Origin of the sequence: Heyndrickxia sp. FSL W8-0496, assembly GCF_038007825.1 — a bacterium.
Taxonomy (GTDB): domain Bacteria; phylum Bacillota; class Bacilli; order Bacillales; family Bacillaceae_C; genus Heyndrickxia; species Heyndrickxia oleronia.
Genome location: NZ_JBBOXX010000001.1, coordinates 1391325 through 1412416 on the forward strand (window position 1 = coordinate 1391325; position 21092 = coordinate 1412416).

The 21092-nt window shown below is 36.4% G+C and carries 21 protein-coding genes; 14 read left to right on the plus strand and 7 right to left on the minus strand.

The genetic code is table 11. From position 1 onward, the window contains the following. Positions 1 to 35 precede the first annotated feature (35 nt). The 4 genes from NST63_RS06845 (at position 36) to tatC (ending at position 3667) form a co-directional block, all read left to right on the plus strand. Positions 36 to 803: a gluconate 2-dehydrogenase subunit 3 family protein gene (locus NST63_RS06845; protein ID WP_212944500.1), complete on the plus strand. Its 768-nt coding sequence runs from the start codon at positions 36 to 38 to the stop codon at positions 801 to 803. Positions 804 to 855: 52 nt separating this feature from the next. Further along, positions 856 to 2571 carry a GMC family oxidoreductase gene (locus tag NST63_RS06850; protein ID WP_212944498.1) on the plus strand — a complete coding sequence of 572 codons (1716 nt, stop codon included), beginning with the start codon at positions 856 to 858 and terminating at the stop codon, positions 2569 to 2571. Positions 2572 to 2588: 17 nt separating this feature from the next. Beyond that, positions 2589 to 2792: a twin-arginine translocase TatA/TatE family subunit gene (gene tatA / locus NST63_RS06855; protein ID WP_212944496.1), complete on the plus strand. Its 204-nt coding sequence runs from the start codon at positions 2589 to 2591 to the stop codon at positions 2790 to 2792. Between the two features lie 131 nt (positions 2793 to 2923). Continuing rightward, positions 2924 to 3667 carry a twin-arginine translocase subunit TatC gene (tatC, locus tag NST63_RS06860; RefSeq protein WP_341041670.1) on the plus strand — a complete coding sequence of 248 codons (744 nt, stop codon included), beginning with the start codon at positions 2924 to 2926 and terminating at the stop codon, positions 3665 to 3667. 35 nt (positions 3668 to 3702) lie between these two features. Here the strand turns inward: tatC and NST63_RS06865 are convergent, their stop codons facing one another. Further along, positions 3703 to 4668 (minus strand): ABC transporter substrate-binding protein, encoded by a 966-nt coding sequence (locus NST63_RS06865; protein WP_341041671.1) that lies wholly within the window; start codon positions 4666 to 4668, stop codon positions 3703 to 3705. 180 nt (positions 4669 to 4848) lie between these two features. On the opposite strand from NST63_RS06865, the gene NST63_RS06870 reads away from it, so the two are divergent. Genes NST63_RS06870 through NST63_RS06890 form a run of 5 tightly spaced genes read left to right on the plus strand, consistent with a single transcriptional unit; the run spans position 4849 to position 8757 of the window. Continuing rightward, entirely contained in the window at positions 4849 to 5853 is a 1005-nt protein-coding gene (locus NST63_RS06870; RefSeq protein ID WP_341041672.1) for a FecCD family ABC transporter permease, read from the plus strand. Continuing rightward, positions 5850 to 6905, plus strand: coding sequence for a FecCD family ABC transporter permease (locus tag NST63_RS06875; RefSeq protein WP_341041673.1), 1056 nt, complete (start codon positions 5850 to 5852; stop codon positions 6903 to 6905). Before NST63_RS06870 ends, NST63_RS06875 begins: the two co-directional genes overlap by 4 nt. Positions 6906 to 6916: 11 nt before the next feature. Then, on the plus strand, positions 6917 to 7741 hold the full coding sequence (locus tag NST63_RS06880) for an ABC transporter ATP-binding protein (protein ID WP_058002809.1): 825 nt from the start codon (positions 6917 to 6919) through the stop codon (positions 7739 to 7741). Beyond that, a complete protein-coding gene (locus NST63_RS06885) occupies positions 7731 to 8489 on the plus strand; it encodes an IucA/IucC family C-terminal-domain containing protein (RefSeq protein ID WP_212946402.1) in 759 nt (252 codons plus the stop codon). The genes NST63_RS06880 and NST63_RS06885 overlap by 11 nt, the downstream gene beginning before the upstream one ends. Positions 8490 to 8514: 25 nt before the next feature. Beyond that, entirely contained in the window at positions 8515 to 8757 is a 243-nt protein-coding gene (locus tag NST63_RS06890) for a YusU family protein (protein ID WP_280616673.1), read from the plus strand. Between the two features lie 57 nt (positions 8758 to 8814). Here the strand turns inward: NST63_RS06890 and NST63_RS06895 are convergent, their stop codons facing one another. From NST63_RS06895 to NST63_RS06920, 6 genes are all read right to left on the minus strand, one after another. Further along, positions 8815 to 10140 carry a (Fe-S)-binding protein gene (locus NST63_RS06895; RefSeq protein ID WP_212946349.1) on the minus strand — a complete coding sequence of 442 codons (1326 nt, stop codon included), beginning with the start codon at positions 10138 to 10140 and terminating at the stop codon, positions 8815 to 8817. After that, positions 10137 to 11549: a glycolate oxidase subunit GlcD gene (gene glcD / locus NST63_RS06900; RefSeq protein WP_212946350.1), complete on the minus strand. Its 1413-nt coding sequence runs from the start codon at positions 11547 to 11549 to the stop codon at positions 10137 to 10139. The genes NST63_RS06895 and glcD overlap by 4 nt, the downstream gene beginning before the upstream one ends. Before the next feature lie 113 nt (positions 11550 to 11662). After that, positions 11663 to 12766 (minus strand): CdaR family transcriptional regulator, encoded by a 1104-nt coding sequence (locus NST63_RS06905; protein WP_212946351.1) that lies wholly within the window; start codon positions 12764 to 12766, stop codon positions 11663 to 11665. A gap of 98 nt (positions 12767 to 12864) precedes the next feature. Beyond that, positions 12865 to 13143: a spore coat protein gene (locus NST63_RS06910; protein ID WP_058002995.1), complete on the minus strand. Its 279-nt coding sequence runs from the start codon at positions 13141 to 13143 to the stop codon at positions 12865 to 12867. 69 nt (positions 13144 to 13212) lie between these two features. Continuing rightward, positions 13213 to 13497, minus strand: a complete 285-nt coding sequence (locus tag NST63_RS06915; protein WP_212946352.1) for a hypothetical protein — start codon at positions 13495 to 13497, stop codon at positions 13213 to 13215. A 26-nt stretch (positions 13498 to 13523) separates the two neighbouring features. After that, complete coding sequence (locus NST63_RS06920) at positions 13524 to 13658, minus strand: YuzL family protein (RefSeq protein WP_071976468.1); 135 nt, start codon at positions 13656 to 13658, stop codon at positions 13524 to 13526. 422 nt (positions 13659 to 14080) lie between these two features. Between NST63_RS06920 and NST63_RS06925 the strand changes: the two genes are divergently transcribed. The 5 genes from NST63_RS06925 to gcvH all read left to right on the plus strand — a co-directional run bounded on the left by NST63_RS06925 (position 14081) and on the right by gcvH (position 21003). Continuing rightward, on the plus strand, positions 14081 to 16465 hold the full coding sequence (locus tag NST63_RS06925) for a 3-hydroxyacyl-CoA dehydrogenase/enoyl-CoA hydratase family protein (RefSeq protein WP_341041679.1): 2385 nt from the start codon (positions 14081 to 14083) through the stop codon (positions 16463 to 16465). Positions 16466 to 16517: 52 nt separating this feature from the next. Continuing rightward, positions 16518 to 17693, plus strand: coding sequence for an acetyl-CoA C-acetyltransferase (locus NST63_RS06930; protein WP_341041680.1), 1176 nt, complete (start codon positions 16518 to 16520; stop codon positions 17691 to 17693). Between the two features lie 138 nt (positions 17694 to 17831). Beyond that, positions 17832 to 19607, plus strand: a complete 1776-nt coding sequence (locus tag NST63_RS06935; protein ID WP_058002801.1) for an acyl-CoA dehydrogenase family protein — start codon at positions 17832 to 17834, stop codon at positions 19605 to 19607. Positions 19608 to 20192: 585 nt separating this feature from the next. Further along, the gene (locus NST63_RS06940; protein WP_212946355.1) at positions 20193 to 20549 is read left to right on the plus strand and encodes an arsenate reductase family protein; all 357 of its coding nucleotides are present in this window, start codon (positions 20193 to 20195) and stop codon (positions 20547 to 20549) included. A gap of 70 nt (positions 20550 to 20619) precedes the next feature. Next, entirely contained in the window at positions 20620 to 21003 is a 384-nt protein-coding gene (gene gcvH, locus NST63_RS06945; protein ID WP_058002799.1) for a glycine cleavage system protein GcvH, read from the plus strand. Positions 21004 to 21092: the final 89 nt, after the last annotated feature.

Here is a 21092-nt window from a genome sequence, read left to right on the forward strand (position 1 = left end):
ACCTAAATGGTGAAAATTTCAGGAGGTGGAATCACGTGACAGATGAAAAAAACCAAGAAACTCCAGAATCACTCTCAAGACGTCGATTTATAAAAAACACCGGCTATGTTGTTGGTGGTGTCGCTGTTGGTGGGGTGGTTGGAAGTTTATTACCTTTTGGGAATAGAAAAAACGAAAAAGAAACGACTAATAATAATCAAAAGGTAGCAGGAACTAACGCAGAAAACTTTAATCAGGCATTGATGTATTTTACACAAGAGCAATTTAATATCGTCAATGCTGCAACAGAAAGAATTTTTCCAGAGGATGATAATGGACCAGGGGCAAAGGCACTTGGGGTTGCTTTTTTTATTGATCACCAATTAGCTGGTGAATGGGGTTTCAATGGAAGGGAGTATATGCAGCCTCCTTTTTATCACGGAGAAAAAGTTCAGGGTTATCAAGGAAGATTAAAGCGGAGAGAAATATTTGATATCGCATTACAGGAAATACAGAATCATAGCATGGATAAATATAAGAAAAGGTTTGTTGAGCTCTCTGGTGATGAACAGGATGCTGTGTTGAAAGATTTCGAAGAGGATAAGGTGAAGATTACAACAATTTCACCGAGTGGATTCTTTAGTATGCTCAGAAGTGCAACTTTAGAAGGTGTATATAGTGATCCATTGTATGGTGGAAATATCAATATGAATGGATGGAAAATGAGGGATTATCCTGGGAATCAAATGGCATATGCGGAAATTATTGAACAGGATTTCAAAAAGATTGCTCCTCAAAGTCTTCGAGACCATCTTTCTCACTAATGGAAAAGTAATTTTAAATGAATTTGCATATTAGGAACAGAGGTGAATAAAAATGGCAAAAAAATTGCCAAAAGTAGATGTAGTAGTAGTTGGTGTTGGCTGGGGAGGCGGCATTATCGCGTCCGAATTAACGAAGCAAGGCCTTAATGTGGTCGGATTAGAGAGAGGAAAAGAAAGAAAAACCGAAGATTATTTTATGGTGCATGATGAACTTCGTTATGCGCTGCGTTATGAGCTATTCCAAGATCTCTCTAAAGAAACGACTACTTTTCGGGGGAATGAAAGAATACGGGCTCTTCCTATGAGACAATATGGTTCCTTTTTATTAGGAGATGGGTTAGGCGGTGCTGGTGTCCATTGGAATGGACAAACCTATCGTTTTTTGCCATATGATTTTGAAATAAAAAGTAAGACCATTGAAAAATATGGTAAGAAGAAAATACCTAATGGAATGACACTTCAGGATTGGGGGATCACTTATGATGAATTGGAACCCTATTTTGATAAATTTGAGAAAATGGCGGGGATTTCTGGGGAGGAAAATCCATTAGCTGGTAAGCGATCGGATAAATATCCAACACCACCTATGAAGGTCTCACCAGCAATGAAAATGTTTGCGGATGCAGCAAAAAATATGAAATTGCACCCATATAACTCCCCATCTGCAAATCTTTCAAAAGCCTATACGAACCCAGATGGGATTTCTAGAGCGGCTTGTCAATATTGTTCATACTGTGAACGATTTGGATGTGAGTATGGAGCAAAAGCAGACCCTGTTGTAACAGTAATCCCAGTTGCAAAAAAGACGGGTAAGTTTGAAATTAGAACCCATTCCCATGTAAGAAGAATCTTACATAGTGGGAATAAAGCGACAGGTGTGATGTATACAGATGTCACCACTGGTGAGGAAATTGAGCAGCCAGCAGACATTGTTGTTCTTACAAGTTATGTATTCAATAATATTCGTCTATTACTAATGTCTGGTATAGGTAAACCATATGATCCAAAAACAGGTACGGGAGTTATTGGAAAGAATTATTGCTACCAAGTGCTCAAGGGAAGTGCTGTTGGTTTTTATGATAATAAAAAGTTTAATACATTTGCCGGAGCGGGTTCTCTTGGAATGTGTTTAGATGATTATAATGGTGATAACTTTGACCATTCGAATTTGGACTTCTTACATGGTGCAAGAATAGCTTTGTTTCAAAATGGACAAAGACCAATTCAAAATAATGCTGTTCCTAGTGGCACCCCTTCCTGGGGAAAAGAATTTAAGGAAAAGTCTATAAAATATGCAAATTCCTATTTATCTGTTGGTGCAGAAGGTGCATCACTCCCGTTTCAGCATCATTATGTTGATTTAGATCCTACCTATAAGGATGCCTTTGGAGATCCATTGCCACGAATTACATTTGATTTTGAGGATCAGGATCGAAATCTTGCTATCTTCATGTCTAAAAAATGTGCAGATATATTAAAAGAAATGGGTGCGGACCATATTGATTATACAAAGGAACTGGGCCCATTTGATAATACGACTTATCAATCTACTCATAATACTGGTGGAGTCATTATGGGAAGTGACCCTGGAACATCGGCAGTAAATAATTATTTGCAAATGTGGGATGTAGATAATTTATTTGTTGTAGGTGCCTCAGCATTTGCTCATAACTCAGGGTACAATCCGACTGGTACGGTAGGGGCTTTATCCTATCGCGCAGCCGAGGGAATTTTGAAATATCATAAATCAGGTGGTTCACTCGCATAAACAAAAGGAGGATTGCTATGTTTTTATCTAATATCGGAATCCCAGGACTTATTATTATACTGGTGATCACATTAATTATTTTTGGGCCAAAAAAATTACCTGAAATTGGTTCAGCATTTGGAAAAACGTTATCTGAATTTAAAAGAACAGCAAATACAATTATGAGTGATGAAGTTGTTGAGGAAAAAAACGTAAAAAGCGAAAACCAGGTAGATAAATAAGCTCGTTTAGACTCTAGATTGATAGAAGAGTAAAGAATCCTGGGAGGAAATAAGATCAAGCTAATTGTTGCAATACTATTTATGAGGGGTTTATCGATTCTAAGAGTTATTAATAAAGGAGATGGATTTCATTGTCAGAAGATCTCCAATCCAATGTAGAAAAAGATGAAGCTACGTTAGAGCATTTTACAGAATTACGTAAAACATTATTACAATCAGCATTGTTCTTTGCAGTCATGTTTATTGGATTTTTAGTTTTTATGCCAAAGGTTTTGCCGTTATTATCCAATGGATATGATATCGTTTTGATGGGGCCGTTAGATGTCATTCGTTTTTACACGGGTGTTGCAGGAGCATTGGCTATAGGACTTACTGTTCCTTTTATGGGTTATCAAATATGGAGGTTTGTGAAGCCAGGACTTACACCAACTGAAAGTAGAATAACCTTGACCTATGTTCCAGCCATTTCAATTAGCTTTATAATGGGGATTTCTTTTGGTTATTTTATTGTCTTTCCCGTGTTATTTAAGTTCTTAATGAATTTAGGGCAACAATCCTTTCACGTTTTGATTACAGCAAGAGAATATTTTCTGTTTTTATTAACATCAACCCTTTCATTAGGAATCCTGTTCGAATTGCCGATTGTTATGGTATTTTTGACATCGATTGGATTTTTAACTCCAACAAAGTTGAAACAAATACGCAAATTTGCGTATATTGTCCTTGCCATCATATCAGCTCTGATAACGCCACCAGATTTTATTAGTCAAATTTTAGTATTGACACCGCTTGTTGTTCTATATGAACTTGGCATTTATCTTTCTATCCTTTCCTTTAAGAAGAGGATGAGAAAAGAAGCCATTTTAAATCCATAAAAAAAGGGGCTATCTAAAGATAGTCCCTTCGTAGTTTATTGTAAAAAGATTTTTTCTATATCGTCTAGCATAAGGTTTGCAGCAATAACACCGCCTGCTGTATTCCATATATCATCGTTTACCTTATGCACATTTCCAGCTTTTGCAACTTTTAAATTTTTAAATAGTGGATCGTTAATCCAATCCTTTTCAAGGGTAGAGGCTTCGCCATCACCTGTTTCATAAGTGAAGTAAAATAGTATGTCTCCATCCATAGCTGGGATTCTTTCCTTTGTTAAATTTCTTTCCGCAAAGTCATCTTTATTTTGATCACCAGGACGATTAAATCCAAGTTCATCTAAAATTACTCCTGCAAATGTATCTTTATGATAAATTCGAACATCACCAGTCATAAAACGAACAAGAGAAACGTTCATTTTTAATTTATCACCTAATTTTTCTTTTAAATGAGCAATTCTTTGATCATATTTCTGTAATACTTCTTTTCCTTTTTCTTCTTTATTTAATGCTTTCGCGTATAGCTCAAAGTTTTCTTTCCAATCACCACGTAATGTTTCTGCAAAAACAGTAGGAGCAATTTCTTTTAATTGGTTATAAATTTTTTCCTGACGCATTTTATTTCCAATAATGAGGTCTGGGTGTAGTTTAGCAATAGCTTCAACATTTACTTCGCTTTCAGTTCCGACAACTTCAGTATCTTTTAATTGATCACTAATATGCTTATACCAAGGATCACCAGTCCATGATTTTACAGCTCCTACAGGAGTAACGCCCATTGCAAGAAGAGCCTCAGTTCCTTCATTAGTTAAAATAACCACTCTCTTAGGTGTTCCTTTAATTGTAGTTTTACCCATAGCATGTTCAACCGTGTAACTGGATTCATTTCCTTTTTTACTCTCTTTGCTATTGTCAGTGCTATTATTTTCTTTATTTCCACAAGCTGCAAGAACAAATATAGCTATAATGGATAGAAGTGATACGATTAGTCGCATTTTTTTCATGCGTTGTTACCTCCTGATAGATATGTAGAATATTGAAAATCATTATCAATTACCTCTCCAATCATATAATTCTGTTAAAGTATTGTCAATATTTAAATGATAATGATTTTCAAAGTCATTGACTAAATGAGAAACTTTCACTACACTTAATTTAGAGAATATTTGAGAGGAATCTTTACAATGGTTCTTAAAAAGAATTGGCAAAAATTGAGTGCAACAATTGTTTCTATTATTATTCTATTACTATTAATTGCAATGAGTATTGTTTTAGGATATACAGGTATCTCTATAAAAACAGCGATTCAATCATTTACAGATTATAATGGATCCAATCAACATGTAATTATAACTACAGTACGTTTACCAAGAGCAATGATTGCTGCTGCAGTAGGAGCATGCTTAGCTATGGCAGGGGTCATCATGCAAACATTAACCAAAAATCCCCTTGCAGCACCTGAAATTTTAGGTACAAACGCAGGAGCGGGATTTGCTGTAGTGCTTGCGGTTACTTTATTCCACGTCTCTGGGCTACAAGCATTTGCTTGGATATCCTTTGCAGGTGCAGCTGTTGCAACAGCTGGAGTATATGTGATTAGTTCAGTTGGTCGTGAAGGACTAACGCCAATGAAACTAACATTAGCAGGTGCTGCTATTGCTGCCTTATTTTCATCCTTTACACAAGGATTGCTTTCTATTAATGATGCAGCATTGGAACAGGTTCTTTTTTGGCTCGCTGGCTCTGTGCAAGGTAGAAAGCTTGAAATTTTACAATCTATCCTACCGTATATGATTGTTGGCTGGGTGATTGCATTGATTTTTGCGTCCAAAATGAATGTCCTTGCAATGGGAGAAGATGTTGCAAAAGGACTTGGATTAAAAACAGGCCTTGTAAAAATAGTTTCAGGTTTACTCGTTATCTTTTTAGCAGGTAGTGCGGTTGCTGTAGCAGGACCAATCGGTTTTATAGGAATAGTGGTTCCACATATATCTAGAAAGATTATTGGAATTGATCATAGATGGCTTTTACCTTTTTCTGGAATACTTGGCGGTATACTTTTACTTGCGGCAGATATTGCAGCAAGATATGTGATCATGCCTCAGGAAGTACCCGTTGGAGTGATGACCGCAATCATTGGAGTTCCATTTTTTATTTACATCGCTCGAAGGGGGTTTAATGGACGATGAGTCAGTATAAAAATCTTCGTCTTTTTAAAGGGAAAATCTCCTTTTTGGTTGACCTTCGTGCAGCATGGATTATTTTCCTATTATTTATTGTGACATTAATTGCATTGATCGTTAGTACTGGGCTAGGGGATATGAATATTAACCCTCTTACAGTTGTAAAGACATTTTTCGGTGGGGGAACTAGTCTGGAACAACTAGTTGTTTTAAAATTCCGTTTGCCAAGAATTATCGTTTCTTTATTTGTAGGAATTGCTTTAGCAATGGCAGGTGGCATTTTACAAGGAATTATTCGGAATCCGTTAGCATCACCAGATATTATTGGTATTACAGGTGGAGCAGGGGCAGCGGTAGTCTCCTTTTTAGCCATTTTTAGTAATAAAGATAATAGTCTAACGGTTAGTATTGGTTGGCTTCCGGTAGCAGCATTTTTAGGAGCAGCAATCGTGGCATTTTTGGTATATTTTTTAGCTTGGAAGGATGGAGTTTCTCCCATAAGATTAGTTTTAATTGGCATTGGTATTTCGGCTGTAATGAAAGCCATCACAACCTTACTAATGATATTAGGTCCAATTTATCGGGCAAGTGATGCTAATATATGGTTAACAGGAACGGTTAATGGTTCGAGTTGGGGGAATGTAAGTGTTATTGTTCCATGGGTCATGATCTTAACCATTGTCGCACTCATTTCGGCAAGAAAAATTAATATTCAGGAATTTGGTGATGAACTCGCTACTGGCGTAGGGAGTCATGTACAAAGACAGCGTTTTTTCCTTTTACTTTTAAGTACCGCTTTAGTAGGTGCAGCCGTTGCATTTGGTGGAGGTATTGGTTTTGTCGGGTTAATGGCACCTCATATGGCGAGAAGACTTGTGGGGTCATCATTTGGCGCGTTATTGCCGGCTTCAGCTTTTCTTGGTGGCATCCTAGTAATGGTGGCGGACTTAATTGGACGGACTGTTTTTACTCCTCTTGAGGTTCCAGCAGGGGTATTTACTGCCGCAATTGGAGCACCTTATTTTATCTATTTACTATTTAGAACGAAGTCTTCTTAAAAGGAGTGGACATGATGCGTGAGACTATTCAAACAAAATCATTAACATTGGGCTATGGAGATTCGATTATTATTGATGAGCTTGACTTGAATATACCTAAAGGAGAAATAACTGTATTTATCGGTGGAAATGGGTGTGGTAAGTCAACTTTGCTTCGCTCGATGGCACGACTCTTAAAGCCGGAAGCAGGTTCGGTTCTGTTGGCAGGTAAGGAAATTGCCAAACTTCCCACAAAGGAAGTAGCTAAAAATTTATCTATCCTCCCACAGACACCTGTTGCACCTGAAGGATTGACGGTCTTACAGCTTGTGAAGCAAGGGCGTTTTCCATATCAGACGTGGTTAAAGCAATGGTCAGATGAAGATGAACAAATCGTTATGCGTGCTTTACAAGCAACGCGTATGATGGATTATAAAGATCGTCCTGTAGATGAATTATCTGGTGGCCAGCGACAAAGAGCATGGATTGCTATGACCCTTGCTCAAGATACGGATGTTATTTTACTTGATGAACCAACGACATACTTAGATATGACACATCAAATTGAAATCCTCGATCTATTATTCGAGTTGAATGAAAAGGAAAATAGAACGATTGTAATGGTTCTTCATGACTTAAATTTAGCCTGTCGCTATGCACATAATATAGTAGCGATTCGTGATAAAAAAGTTTATGCACAAGGTACACCTGAATCAGTGATCAGTTGTCAAATGGTTAGAGATGTTTTTGATATGAATTGCCAAGTAACTATGGATCCTCTTTTCGGAACACCACTTTGTATCCCTCATGGAAAAGGCAGATGCATCTTAAAAGGCGGGAAAATTGATGCAATCTAGGTCCATGACGGAGCTTTCGAAATATCGGTTAATAAATGAATTAAAACAACAGGATTTCATACTTGAATTAAAAGATTTTTTCAATAAAGAGCACTTACCAGATATTCTAGTAAGAATCGGTCAAAAATTAGGAGCTCCAACTAATAAAGTAACAGCTTCCATGATTGCCAAGCGGATGGCATTTTTCGGAGTGATTCATTTATATGCAATGAGTGTTTTAAATCAAAGATTTATTGTGAAAATCGATGATATAAAATTGGTTGGTCGTGCTGAGGACAGACTTTGGTTACCTAATTTTTATTTTGAGCATTATTTTGCTGAAGATGCCTTAAATGATCGTGTCAAGTGGAGGGAGGAAGTTATCCAGAATGTTTTTTCTGGTTTCTTTCATCCTATGATTGAAGCATTAAGAAGAGAAACACGATTCTCTAAATTAGTCATGTGGGAAAATATTGCAATCTATATTTTTTGGTTATATGAAAGCCTTATGAAGGATAATGAATATAAGTGGATCCATCACCAATTAGAAGATGATTATCGCTTTATCGTTCATGAAGCGAGCCCTGAACTTTTTGGCCCGTACAAACATAATCCGTTAACACGTTTTGATAGTGAAAAAGTAATACGTGAGAATTTGGTTGAACCGGTACGGGTACGAAAAACTTGCTGTCTTGCTAATCTATTAGAAGAGAAAAATGGAAAGAGATGTTCCACTTGTCCAAATGGATGTAATATGCCGCCTTTTTAAATATTGATGAAAAGAAGTGAAGATCATGGATCAAGTTTTTCAAGATCAATTTGAAGCTTTAATTGAAAAGTACACAGAGCTCTTACTTGGTGAATCAAATGAGGAATTGATGGAGAAAGTAAAAATATGGGTGCTTTATACATATATATCAAAATCGATGCCAGCGCTCGCTAAGCATTGGAATACCCTATATCCAGAGAGTAAAGAGCAATTGAAACAACTCATTTATGAAATTAAACAACTGAATGATGAGCATCGGGCAAAATGAAGAGATAATCAATAGAGGAAGTTGGAAAAGGGGGGAAACCCCTTTTTCCAACTTCCTCTAATCATTTAGTGCCTCAATTAATAAATCAACAATATGAACAGCTCTCATTTTATCGGATAAACCTTCACGTTCAATTCCTAGCTTCATCTGCAATAAACATCCTGGATTTGCTGTAACAATGGTAGTTGTATTCGTTTCTATCACATTTTTCATTTTTGAATCTAATATTTTCATAGACATTTCAGATTCAACAATATTGTAGATTCCTGCAGAACCACAACACCGATCAGCATCTTTCATCTCATAATATTGGATTCCATCTATTGATTGGAGTAATAGCCTGGGTGCTTCGGCTGTTTTCATTACATTTCGAAGATGACAGGAATCTTGATATGTGATGCATTGATTAGGAAGATGGAGAGAGACATGTTTATGGAAGTCCAGTTCAACTAATATTTGTGTTATATCCTTTAATTTATCTTTAAAGGCTTTGGCGCGTGGATACCACTCAGGATCATTCATAAGCAAATGATCATAGTCAATAAGAAATGCTCCACACCCTCCTGCATTTGTAATGATATAATCAGCATTGGTATGCTCAAATGCTTCAATATTAAGTTTTGCCATTTCGATCGCTTTTGCCTTCTCCCCGCTATGTCCATGCAGCGCTCCACAGCATCCTTGTGTTTTCGGGATAACTATCTCACAGCCGGCTTTTTGCAATAATTTTAGTGTTCCATTATTTGTTTCTAAAAACATTGTATCCATTAAACAACCGGCAAAAAATGCGACTCTTTTCAAACGTTTTTGTTCAGCGGGTAAAAATTCAGGACGGATATTCATCTCTTTTCTTTTCGGAACCTTTGGTAATACTTTTTCCATTGTCGCTAAACTCTCAGGGAAAAGCTTCATAAAGCCAATCTTTCTAGTTACTTTTTGAAGACCTGATCGTTGGTAAATTCCAAGTAAACTTGTGACGGTCCGCATTCTATTTTGATGGGGAAAAAGTCCTTCGAAAACAGCATTTCTAATCGTTTTAACAGAAGCTTTTTGTTTTTTATTTTGTTGAATAATATCCCTTGCTTCTTCCAATAAGTGTCCGTATTTTACTCCTGATGGACAAACGGGCTCACAGGCTCTACAACCTAGACAAAGGCTTAATGAACGCTCAACATCTTCATCTGGCTCAAGAAGACCTTCTTTTACAGCTTTCATTAGAGCGATTCTCCCACGAGGTGATTGGAGTTCTTGAAAGCCTGACTCAATATAAGTGGGACAGGATGGGAGACAAAATCCACATCTCATACAGTTTAAAAGCTCATCCTCATCCATTCGATCCATAAAGCCTTGTTGTATAATTTTTCGCTCAGTTACTGATTTCATGTTGATAACACCACACGTTTCCGACTGTCTTTAGCAAAAACTTTTCCCGGGTTCATAATGTTTAAAGGATCGAAGCCAGTCTTTATTGCCTTCATGGCTGAAATTCCTTCTTTTCCAAGTTTCCATTCTAAGTATGGTGCTTTCATTACACCAACTCCATGTTCGCCTGTTATAGTACCACCTAAATCAATGGCCTTTTCAAATATTTCAGCAAAGGCTTGTTCTACACGTTCTATTTCTTCTGTATTTCTTACATCTGTTAGACAAGTAGGATGAAGATTTCCATCTCCAGCATGTCCGAAAGTACAAATATTTAGCTGATACTTTTCAGCTATTTCATTAATGGAGCGAACCATCTTGGCGATTTCTGAACGTGGAACAGTAGCATCCTCAAGTATGGTTGTAGGTTTTAATCTTGCCAAAGCAGAAAGTGCAACTCTTCGTGCCGTTCTTAATGCATCTGCTTCTTCCTCTGATTTTGCTATCTCAACAGATTCTGCGTTCTCTTCTAAGCAAAGTGTTGCTATCTTTTCCATATCCTTATCGACAACATCCTTACTCCCATCTTGTTCAATGAGAAGAACTGCCTTTACATTCGTTGGTAATCCGATGTTAGCAAAATCCTCTACAGCTATTAATGTTGGCTGGTCCAAAAACTCAAGAGTAGTAGGAATGATTCTATTAGCGATAATTTTCGATACGGAGCGTGCTGCCGCTTCTATGTCTTGGAATAAAGCAAGCATTGTTTTTTTTGTTTCAGGCATGGGAATTAACTTTAAAGTAGCTTCAGTTACAATCCCAAGGGTTCCTTCAGAGCCAACAAACAGTCTAGTTAAATCGTAACCCGCTACATCCTTTGCTAGTTTGCCACCCGTTCTGATGATATCTCCATTAGGAAGTACAACTTCCAATGCAAGGACATAGTCTCTCGTAACACCGTATTTTAAACCACGTAACCCACCAGAGTTTTCATTTATATTCCCTCCAATGGTTGATATTTTCATACTACTAGGGTCTGGAGGATAGAATAAGCCTTTTGCTTCGACTGCATGAATCATATCGAGGGTAATGATTCCAGGTTGAACAGTAATGGTTAAATTTTCTTCATCAATGTCAATAATTTGATTCATGTGTTTAAATAAGAGAACAAGTCCGCCTTCTGTAGGACAAGTACCTGCACAAAGATTTGTACCAGAACCTCTAGGAACGATAGGAATTTTGAACTCGCTACAAAGCTTTACAATCTCGGCTATTTCCTGTGTATTTCTAGGTGAAACGATTATGTCTGGAAGGGATTGAAATTGTGGTGTAGCATCATAGGAATATACTAATCTTCCAGCCTTAGAGTCATCCACATTTTCAATACCAACAATTGAAATGAGACGATCTTTAACGATTTGTGAAATCATGAATATCCTCCATTTTCATGTAAATTCTCATAATATTTCCTAATTAAAGTATAAAAAAAAGCGAGTATTCTCGCTATGTATTTTTCACTAAATGAAATGGAAGAAAAAGAGATTTACTTTGTATAATGATCCAAAATATATAACCCTAAATAAAGAGTAAATTGGTCTTTTGTTTTTTTGGGATTTAATGATGTATGATCCTCAATTTTTTTAATACGATAATGAAGGGTGTTAATATGTATATGTAATGCTTCTGCTGTTTTTTTAATTGAGAAATTACGTTCAAATAATACACGTAAAGTTTGTAAAAGCTCTTCATCTTCAAGTAGGGGAGAAATGGTACGTTGAATGAATTCCTTTTTTGTATCCACTCGTAAATCCTCCATAATCATTTCTAATGTGAGATGGTCATCAAACATTATCCAATTATGTCCAGTGATAGCATGAAGTGCACGTTCTGCTTTTAAAAATGACTTCTTTAGTCCAGTTGGTTGAACAATCGTTCCAACACCGAATTGTAAGCTGAGATGATTTGATGTCTCTATTTCGTTTTTCCATCTATATAATTTATTTTTTAGTGAATAATTGTCCAGAGGAGGATCAGCTTCTAACAGCAATAACAAGCGGTCATTTCCCCAATTGATGCATAAGTCATTCCGATTTCTCTCTGATCTCCACTTCATTGATAAATCAAAAAGTTGTTGATCTTCACGAATCACTTTTACGAGAATGAGGAGTCTTGGGACAGATAAGTTTATATTTAGGAGTTCAGCTCGATTATAAAATGCTAGGTCCCACTCTCTTAGCTCTAACCAGTCAAAGATAAACGCCTCAAGTGTACGAGTTTGACGTGTCATTTCTTCTTTGTAGAAATTTTCCTGAATCAGAAGTTCGGTCATTTTTTTTAATAATTCTGCATAGGGTAACACTTTTATCGGTTCACCAGTAATGCCGATTACCCCAACTACTTGCTTTCCGAAGCAAATTGGTAAATTAATACCCGCCTTAACTCCTTCTAGGAGGGATTCATCCTCTTTTTTTATAATGAGTTTTTCATTTTTTTTACTCGTGATTAAGGCGCCTTCATGAAAGGTTCCTATTCTTTCATTATTTGTACTTGCAATGATAGTTCCTGTGGTATTCATCACTACAATTTCTTCATTTAATAATTTCCGGACTTCATTTACAATCTTTTTTGCGAAATTTACTTGTAACATTGATGTCCCCCCCTAAAAACACTAGTCTTATTTAAGGATAAATGATTTTTAGGGTTTCATAAAGAATGAAAAGCAGCATAAAATATGCTGCTTTAAAATTATTGCACTTGATTCCCATAAGGGAATTGACTTGAATAGCCTTGGTGCTGTTGAAAGGATTGCTGAACCTTTTGTTGCTCGGCAGCTTCGAGCTTGTACCAGCCATTTTGAAACATCAGATTATATAATTCCCGCTGCTCGTTTTGAGTCTCAGTAAAAATGCTTAATAAATCCTTGTATAGTCCTTCATGACTTGCCTCATTCATGGCAGTATTATAGGATGCAGTCATATATTTCTCCATAGCTAATAAATCATTCACAAGGTCGCGGTCATTCATTTTTTCATTATTAGGTACAGTTGTTTGTGGATTTTGGATTTTTTGCTGATTTTGCAATCTTTATCCTCCTTACATCATTTGCTGATTTTGCTGATTTGGTTGTGTTTGTAAATGTTCTTGTAAATGATGAAGAATTTTCTCGTAATGACGCTGATGCATCTGGCCACATTTCTCCAACGTGGCTTTTATCGATGAATCTTGACAATGCATCGCTGTAAAATGCGCCTTCTTCATCGCAAGTAAATTCCAGGAAAGCATATCATTAATATAGGATAGATCTTTCGTTGATAATATTGCTGGTGGCTGTTGCATAGTTCCTTGCTGCTGTTGTTGATTAAAGCCTTGCTGTTGCAATTGTCAAACCCCCATTTTAAATGAAATTATTGTTTTTTATATTGATTATTTTGGCTATTTACTTTTCCTCCACCATCTGCTTCAACTGTAGGACCTGCATCGCCTTTTACACTAGCAGCACTGACACCAGCTTTAGAAGGATTTTTCTTGTGCTTCGGCATTTTTTCACCTCCATTGCTATGTGTAGATTTACCTAATTAGCTATTTTTTATCCAATTAGCGGATGTTTAATGAAAAGGGATCTTTTCTTAAACAATGTTGCTATTTAAGTAAAGTTTTAACTAATCCATCCATATCAGCTGAAGATTGCTACAACTTTCATTTGCAATCACCATAAGATCTGTTAGAATCCTTTTTTATCCGGAAATTTGGCTTTTTACAGAAGCAACATACTATACGAAAACACCCATGTATAAAAATAATTTAGAAAATTTGTCATTTTTAGAGATTAATAATTGATAGTTTCTGTAAAATCGTATATATTATAAGTAGTAAACTCATTCATGGGATTTTTTTTAACAGCAAAATGAATGAGTATTCATTCAAAAATGTTAATAAGATGGCATTGAAGGAGGAAATAGCATTGAGTTACAGCATTAAAAAAGCGGCTGTTATCGGTTCTGGTGTAATGGGATCAGGAATTGCTGCACATTTAGCGAATATTGGGATTCCAACTTTGCTATTGGATATCGTGCCCAAAGAACTTTCAGATGAAGAGAAATTAAAGGGATTATCACTAGAGGATAAAATTGTTAGAAATCGACTGAGTGAACTTGCCTTGAAAAAATTACTTAAACAAAAGCCTGCACCGCTAACATCAAAGGATAATCTTGCCCTTATAGAAGCAGGGAATTTAGAAGATGATCTATCCAAGTTAGCGGAAGTAGATTGGATTATTGAAGTGGTTGTAGAAAAGCTTCAAGTAAAAAAACAAGTGTTTGAACAAATTGATCAATATCGGAAACAAGGAAGTATTGTCAGTTCAAATACTTCAGGAATTTCTGTTGAAGCGATGGCAGAAGATCGTTCCGAGGATTTTAAAAAGCATTTCTTAGGCACTCATTTTTTTAATCCACCTAGATATTTAAAGCTTCTTGAAGTCATTCCTACTCAGCATACTAATCCAGCAGTAGTCCAATTTATGAAGGTTTTTGGTGAGGATGTGCTAGGTAAAGGGGTAGTTCTAGCGAAAGATACACCAAACTTTATCGGTAATCGTATTGGAACATATGGACTTCTTGTGACAGTTCAAGAAATGTTAAAAGGTGGATATAGTGTTGGGGAAGTTGATTCTGTTACAGGTCCATTAATTGGGCGTCCAAAAAGTGCAACATTTAGAACATTAGATGTTGTTGGCTTAGATACCTTTATTCACGTAGCGAATAATGTATATGATCAGGTAGATGGTAAAGAAAAAGAAGTATTTACAGTCCCGGCATTTATGAAAAAAATGTTCGAAAATGGCTGGTTAGGTAGTAAGAGCGGTCAAGGTTTTTATTTGAAAAAAGGAAAAGAGATTTTAGAACTCGATCCTCATACGCTCGAGTATGGCGAAAGAAAAAAATTAAAATCAGCTTCCTTAGAAATGGTTAAGCAAGTAAAAGGTACATCGGCTAAAATGAAAGCGCTTGTCTATGCGGAAGATAAGGTCGGAAAGTTATTATGGAATATCTTTGCACCGGTTCTTGTCTATTCAGCAGAGTTAATGAACGTGATTGCTGACGATATTGTGTCTATCGATAATGCAATGAAATGGGGTTTCGGTTGGAAGCAGGGTCCATTTGAAGTGTGGGATGCCATAGGTGTGGAACAATCAGTAAATAAAATGAAAGAACAAGGTTTAGCTGTTCCTACATGGATAGAAGAAATGTTAGCAAAAGGAATCACTTCTTTCTACAAGGAAGAAAGTGATGGAATGTATTTCTATGATTCTAGTGATTACAAAAAAATAGAACAGAATCCTAAAGTGATAAATTTAAAACAACTAAAAAATCAAGGGAAATTAATTAAGAAAAATACAGGTGCAAGCTTAATTGACATTGGTGATGGTGTTGCGTTATTAGAATTTCACTCTCCTAATAATGCTATCGGTTTAGATATTTTACAAATGATTAACTACTCTGTTGATGAAGTCGCCAAAAATTATAAAGGTCTTGTCATTGGAAACCAAGGAAAGAACTTTTGTGTAGGAGCTAATCTTGCTCTTATGTTAATGGAGGCACAGGATGATAATATCTTTGAATTAGATATGGTCGTGCGACAATTCCAAAATGCGATGATGAAAATCAAATATAGTCCGAAGCCAGTAGTCACTGCTCCTTTTGCTATGACACTTGGTGGTGGTTCAGAGGTTTGCCTGCCTTCTGCACATATTCAAGCCACTATGGAAACTTATATGGGTCTAGTTGAAGTAGGTGTTGGTCTACTTCCTGGTGGTGGCGGTAACAAGGAGTTATATATTAAGCATCTAAAAAATATGCCAAATGGTGTGGACTTTGATTTACAAAAAGTGGCTAATAAAGTATTTGAAACAATTGCTATGGCAAAAGTATCTACGTCTGCAGAAGAAGCAAGAGAAAATAATTTCTTGAACAATGCAGATGGTATTAGTGTGAATGCAGATCATCAATTATATGATGCAAAGCAAGCGGTTCTGTCTCTCTATTCACAAAGCTATAAGCCACCAATTCGCCAAAAGGTACCTGTCGTTGGAGAACCAGGATATGCCACTTTATTGTTAGGTGCCCAAGGTATGCATTTATCAGGTTATATTTCAGAACATGATATGAAAATAGCGAAGAAAATAGCCTATGTAATCTCCGGAGGCAAGGTTCCTTATGGCACTAAAGTTGATGAACAATACTTATTAGATCTTGAAAGGGAAGCTTTCTTAAGTCTCATTCAAGAGCCAAAAACACAGCAACGTATGCAGCATATGCTTGTAAAAGGAAAACCATTAAGAAATTAATAAACTAACGAATGAATAAGATAATCAGAGCAAAGGAAATGAGGGATTACACATGCGAGAAGCGGTCATCGTTGCTGGTGCACGAACACCAGTCGGTAAGGCAGGTAAAGGCACACTTGCCACTGTAAGACCAGATGATTTAGGTGCATTAGTTGTGAAAGAAACATTAAAGCGTGCGGGAAACTACGAAGGAAATATCGATGATTTGATTATTGGCTGTGCAATGCCAGAAGCAGAACAAGGATTAAATATGGCAAGAAATATAGGGGCACTCGCTGGACTACCGAATACAGTACCAGCAGTGACTATAAATCGTTATTGCTCTTCAGGACTTCAAGCTATTGCATATGGAGCGGAACGAATTATGCTTGGTTCATCCGATACAGTTCTTGCTGGGGGAGCAGAATCTATGAGTCTTGTACCTATGATGGGGCATGTAGTTCGTCCGAATGCCACATTAGCAGAAATGGCTCCTGAATATTATATGGGAATGGGACATACGGCTGAGCAAGTTGCGCAAAAATTTGAAGTATCCCGTGAGGATCAAGATGCATTCGCTGTTAGAAGTCATCAAAGAGCAGCAAAAGCAATAGCGGAAGGCAAATTTATCGATGAAATTGTTCCAGTTAATGTTACATTACGTTCAGTTGGAGCAGATCATAAGTTAATTGAGAAAAACATTGTATTTAAACAAGATGAAGGTGTTCGTCCCGATTCAACGGTAGAGGTGCTTAGCAAATTAAGACCAGCGTTCTCGATTAAAGGATCTGTTACTGCGGGAAATTCTTCACAAACAAGTGATGGCGCTGCCTCTGTATTATTAATGGATCGTGAAAAGGCAGTATCACATGGACTAGAACCAATGGCCAAATTTCGTTCATTCGCCGTAGCTGGTGTTCCTCCTGAAATTATGGGAATTGGTCCTGTTGAAGCGATTCCGAAAGCCTTGAAAATTGCAGGCTTGGAATTATCAGATATTGGATTATTTGAATTAAATGAGGCTTTTGCTTCCCAATCCATTCAAGTGATTCGCAAACTAGGCTTAGATGAGGAGATTGTCAATGTGAACGGAGGAGCCATTGCTCTTGGTCATCCTCTTGGCTGCACAGGAACAAAATTAACACTATCTCTCATTCATGAAATGAAACGAAGAAAGGTTCAATTTGGTGTTGTAACGATGTGTATTGGTGGCGGTATGGGGGCTGCTGGTGTATTTGAATTAATATAAAAAAATGTTTTTTAGTAAAAGACTATCTTAAGTTTTACTTGTTAGTTTTGTAGACTAAGTTTGAATAGAAAAATTGATTTTAGCAATATAAAAAACAATATGTAAAAGATTTGAATAAATGATTGGGAGGAATCGGTAATGACAAATCAAACAGATAAATTGATTAAAGGTGGAAGCTTTTTAATTGAAGATATTTCCTATGAGCAAATGTTTACACCTGAGGATTATACAGACGAACAAAAAATGATTGCTAAAACAACAGAAGACTATATTAATAATGAAGTTGTTCCTCAAGTGGAGTATCTTGAAAAGCATGAATTTGATCGTTCTGTTAAACTATTGAAAAAAGCTGGTGAACTAGGTTTACTAGGCGCCGATGTTCCAGAAGAATATGGTGGCTTAGAATTAGATAAAGTGAGTTCTGCACTTATTTCTGAAAAAATGGCTAAAGTTGGTGGATTCTCTATCTCTCATGGTGCCCATGTAGGAATTGGCTCCTTACCAATTGTTTTGTTTGGTAATGAAGAGCAAAAGCAAAAATATTTACCACTACTTGCGACAGGTGAAAAGCTAGCTGCATATGCATTAACAGAGCCGAGCTCAGGATCGGATGCATTAGGTGCGAAAACAACGGCTAAATTAAATGAGGCTGGAACACATTACATTTTAAATGGTGAAAAACAATGGATTACAAATGCAGGGTTTGCGGATGTGTTTGTTGTTTATGCGAAGATTGATGGCGATAAATTTTCCGCTTTTATTGTTGAACGTGATTATCCAGGTGTGTCTACTGGGGCAGAAGAAAAGAAGATGGGAATCAAGAGTTCCTCAACACGTACGTTAATTTTAGAGGATGCTGAAGTTCCTGTGGAGAATCTGCTTGGTGAAGTGGGAAAAGGTCATAAAATTGCCTTCAATATATTAAATATTGGACGTTATAAATTAGGTGTAGGTACAGTTGGTGGATCAAAAAGTGCGTTTGAAATTACTGCAAAATATGCTAATCAAAGAAAACAATTCAAAACACCAATTTCTTCATTTAATTTAACGAAAGAAAAGCTTGCGACAATGGCAGCAAAAATTTACGCAGCTGAAAGTTCAGTTTATCGTACGGTCGGTCTCTTTGATGAAAGAATGAGCCATATTGATGTGAAGGATGGTCATGAAATTGCTAATTCGATTGCTGAATATGCAATTGAATGTTCATTAAATAAAGTATTTGGTTCAGAAGTTCTAGATTATGTTGTTGATGAAGGTGTTCAAATCCATGGTGGATATGGATTTATGGATGAGTACGAAATTTCTCGAGCTTATCGTGACTCACGTATCAATCGTATCTTTGAAGGAACGAATGAAATCAATCGCTTAATCGTTCCTGGAACTTTGATGAAAAAAGCAATGAAGGGTGAACTTCCACTTCTTCAAAAAGTTCAAAGCTTACAAGAAGAGCTTATGATGATGATGCCTGAGGAAATTGGTGATGGACCTGTTGATCAGGAAAAATATTTAACACGTAGTGCGAAAAAAGTAGCCTTAATGGTAGCTGGTTTAGGAGCACAGAAATATGGAACAAAACTTGAACATGAACAAGAAGTCCTTGTAAATGTAGCAGATATCGTTTCATTAGCATATGCAATGGAATCAGCTGTGCTTCGTACAGAAAAAGCAATCGCAAAAGAAGGTGTAGAAAAGAGTGCTCAAAAAGTCCTTTACACGCAAATTTTCTGCCAAGAAGCAATCAATGAAATTGAGCAATTGGCTAAGGAATCCATTGTAGCGATTGAAACGGGTGATACTTTACGAATGATGTTATCAGCTCTTCGAAAATTAATTCGACACACACCGATCAATGTCATTGCGAAAAAGCGTGAAGCTTCAGTAAAACTAATTGAAGCAGAAAAATATGTATTATAAAGTCTCTTTTCTCAACCTTTGTTGCTAATTATGAAAAGTTTAAATTATTCAAATCGGTTGAAGTGCGCTAGAAAAGTGCGAGCACCTCATAAGAACCATTGATTGGGTGTAAAAGCCGGCAGTTGGTTTCTTACAAAAGCAACAAACTATAGGAAAACAGCTTTTATAAAAAATAATGTTAATGTCCTTGATGCTATCTACATCAAGGGCATTTCTTATGTTTGTATTTTAAGGTAAGGCTCTTTTCTAGAACATTGTTGCTATTTAAGTAAAGTTTAACAAATAACTATCAGCTGAAGACCGCTACACGTTTCATTTCACTGAAGAGCTACAAACTTTATAAAAATCGCTGAGTCTTTTTATTGGGTGTAAAAGCCGGCAGTTAGGCTGTTACAAAGGCAACAAACTATAGGAAAACAGCCAAAGTAATAACTATTTATTAGCTTTGGAATAACGAGTATCCATCAGAAAAATTTTGAAAGTGGTAAGACCAAAATAATCTTTGAATTTGTAAGATTGAACAGGTAAAATAGATATAGTGTTAAAATAGCTAATAATCCCATAATTTAAGGTGGTGATTAAGAAATGACATTAACATTTTATTGGTACCCTAAATGTGGGACATGTCGCAAAGCGAAAAAATGGTTAGAGGAACATCAAATCTCCTTTAACGAAGTACATATTGTAGATAATCCTCCTTCACGTGAGGAACTAGAAAAGCTTTACAAAAAAAGCGACTTAGAGTTAAAGAAATTTTTTAATACGAGTGGTCAAAAATATCGTGAACTAGGGCTAAAAGATCGAATCCCAACGGCTAGTGAAGACGAACTATTGGATCTGCTCGCATCAGATGGGATGTTAATTAAACGTCCTCTATTAACTGATGGAAATAAAATAACCGTTGGATTTAAAGAAGAAATGTATAAGAATACATGGGCTTAAGCTAGTATTCTTGCTAACAAAAGTGTTTTATGTAAATATTAATTTGATAAATCTTTGGAGGGATCTTTGAATGAGTTTACCTAAAGAATTACGTTATTCTGAAGAACATGAGTGGGTAAAGAAAGAGGGAGAAAGCCTACGTATCGGTATCACAGATTTCGCACAATCTGAATTAGGTGACATTGTATTTGTTGAACTTCCTGAAGTTGGAGATGAAGTAACAGCGAATGAACCATTTGGTAGTGTTGAATCAGTTAAGACAGTTTCTGAATTATATGCACCTGTAAGTGGTAAAGTAGTTGCTGTGAATGAAGAATTAAGCGATAGTCCAGAATTTGTTAATGAATCACCATATGAAAAAGCATGGATGATTGTTGTTGAACCATCTAATATTGGTGAATTAGATGATCTTATGACTGCTGAAGCATATGAAGAAATGATTAACGAAGACTAATAAATAGATAAAAAAACTAGGGTTGTTTCCGAGTAACTTGGGACAACCTCATTTTTTTATTTATTTATTTATACCTTTATCAATCTTAA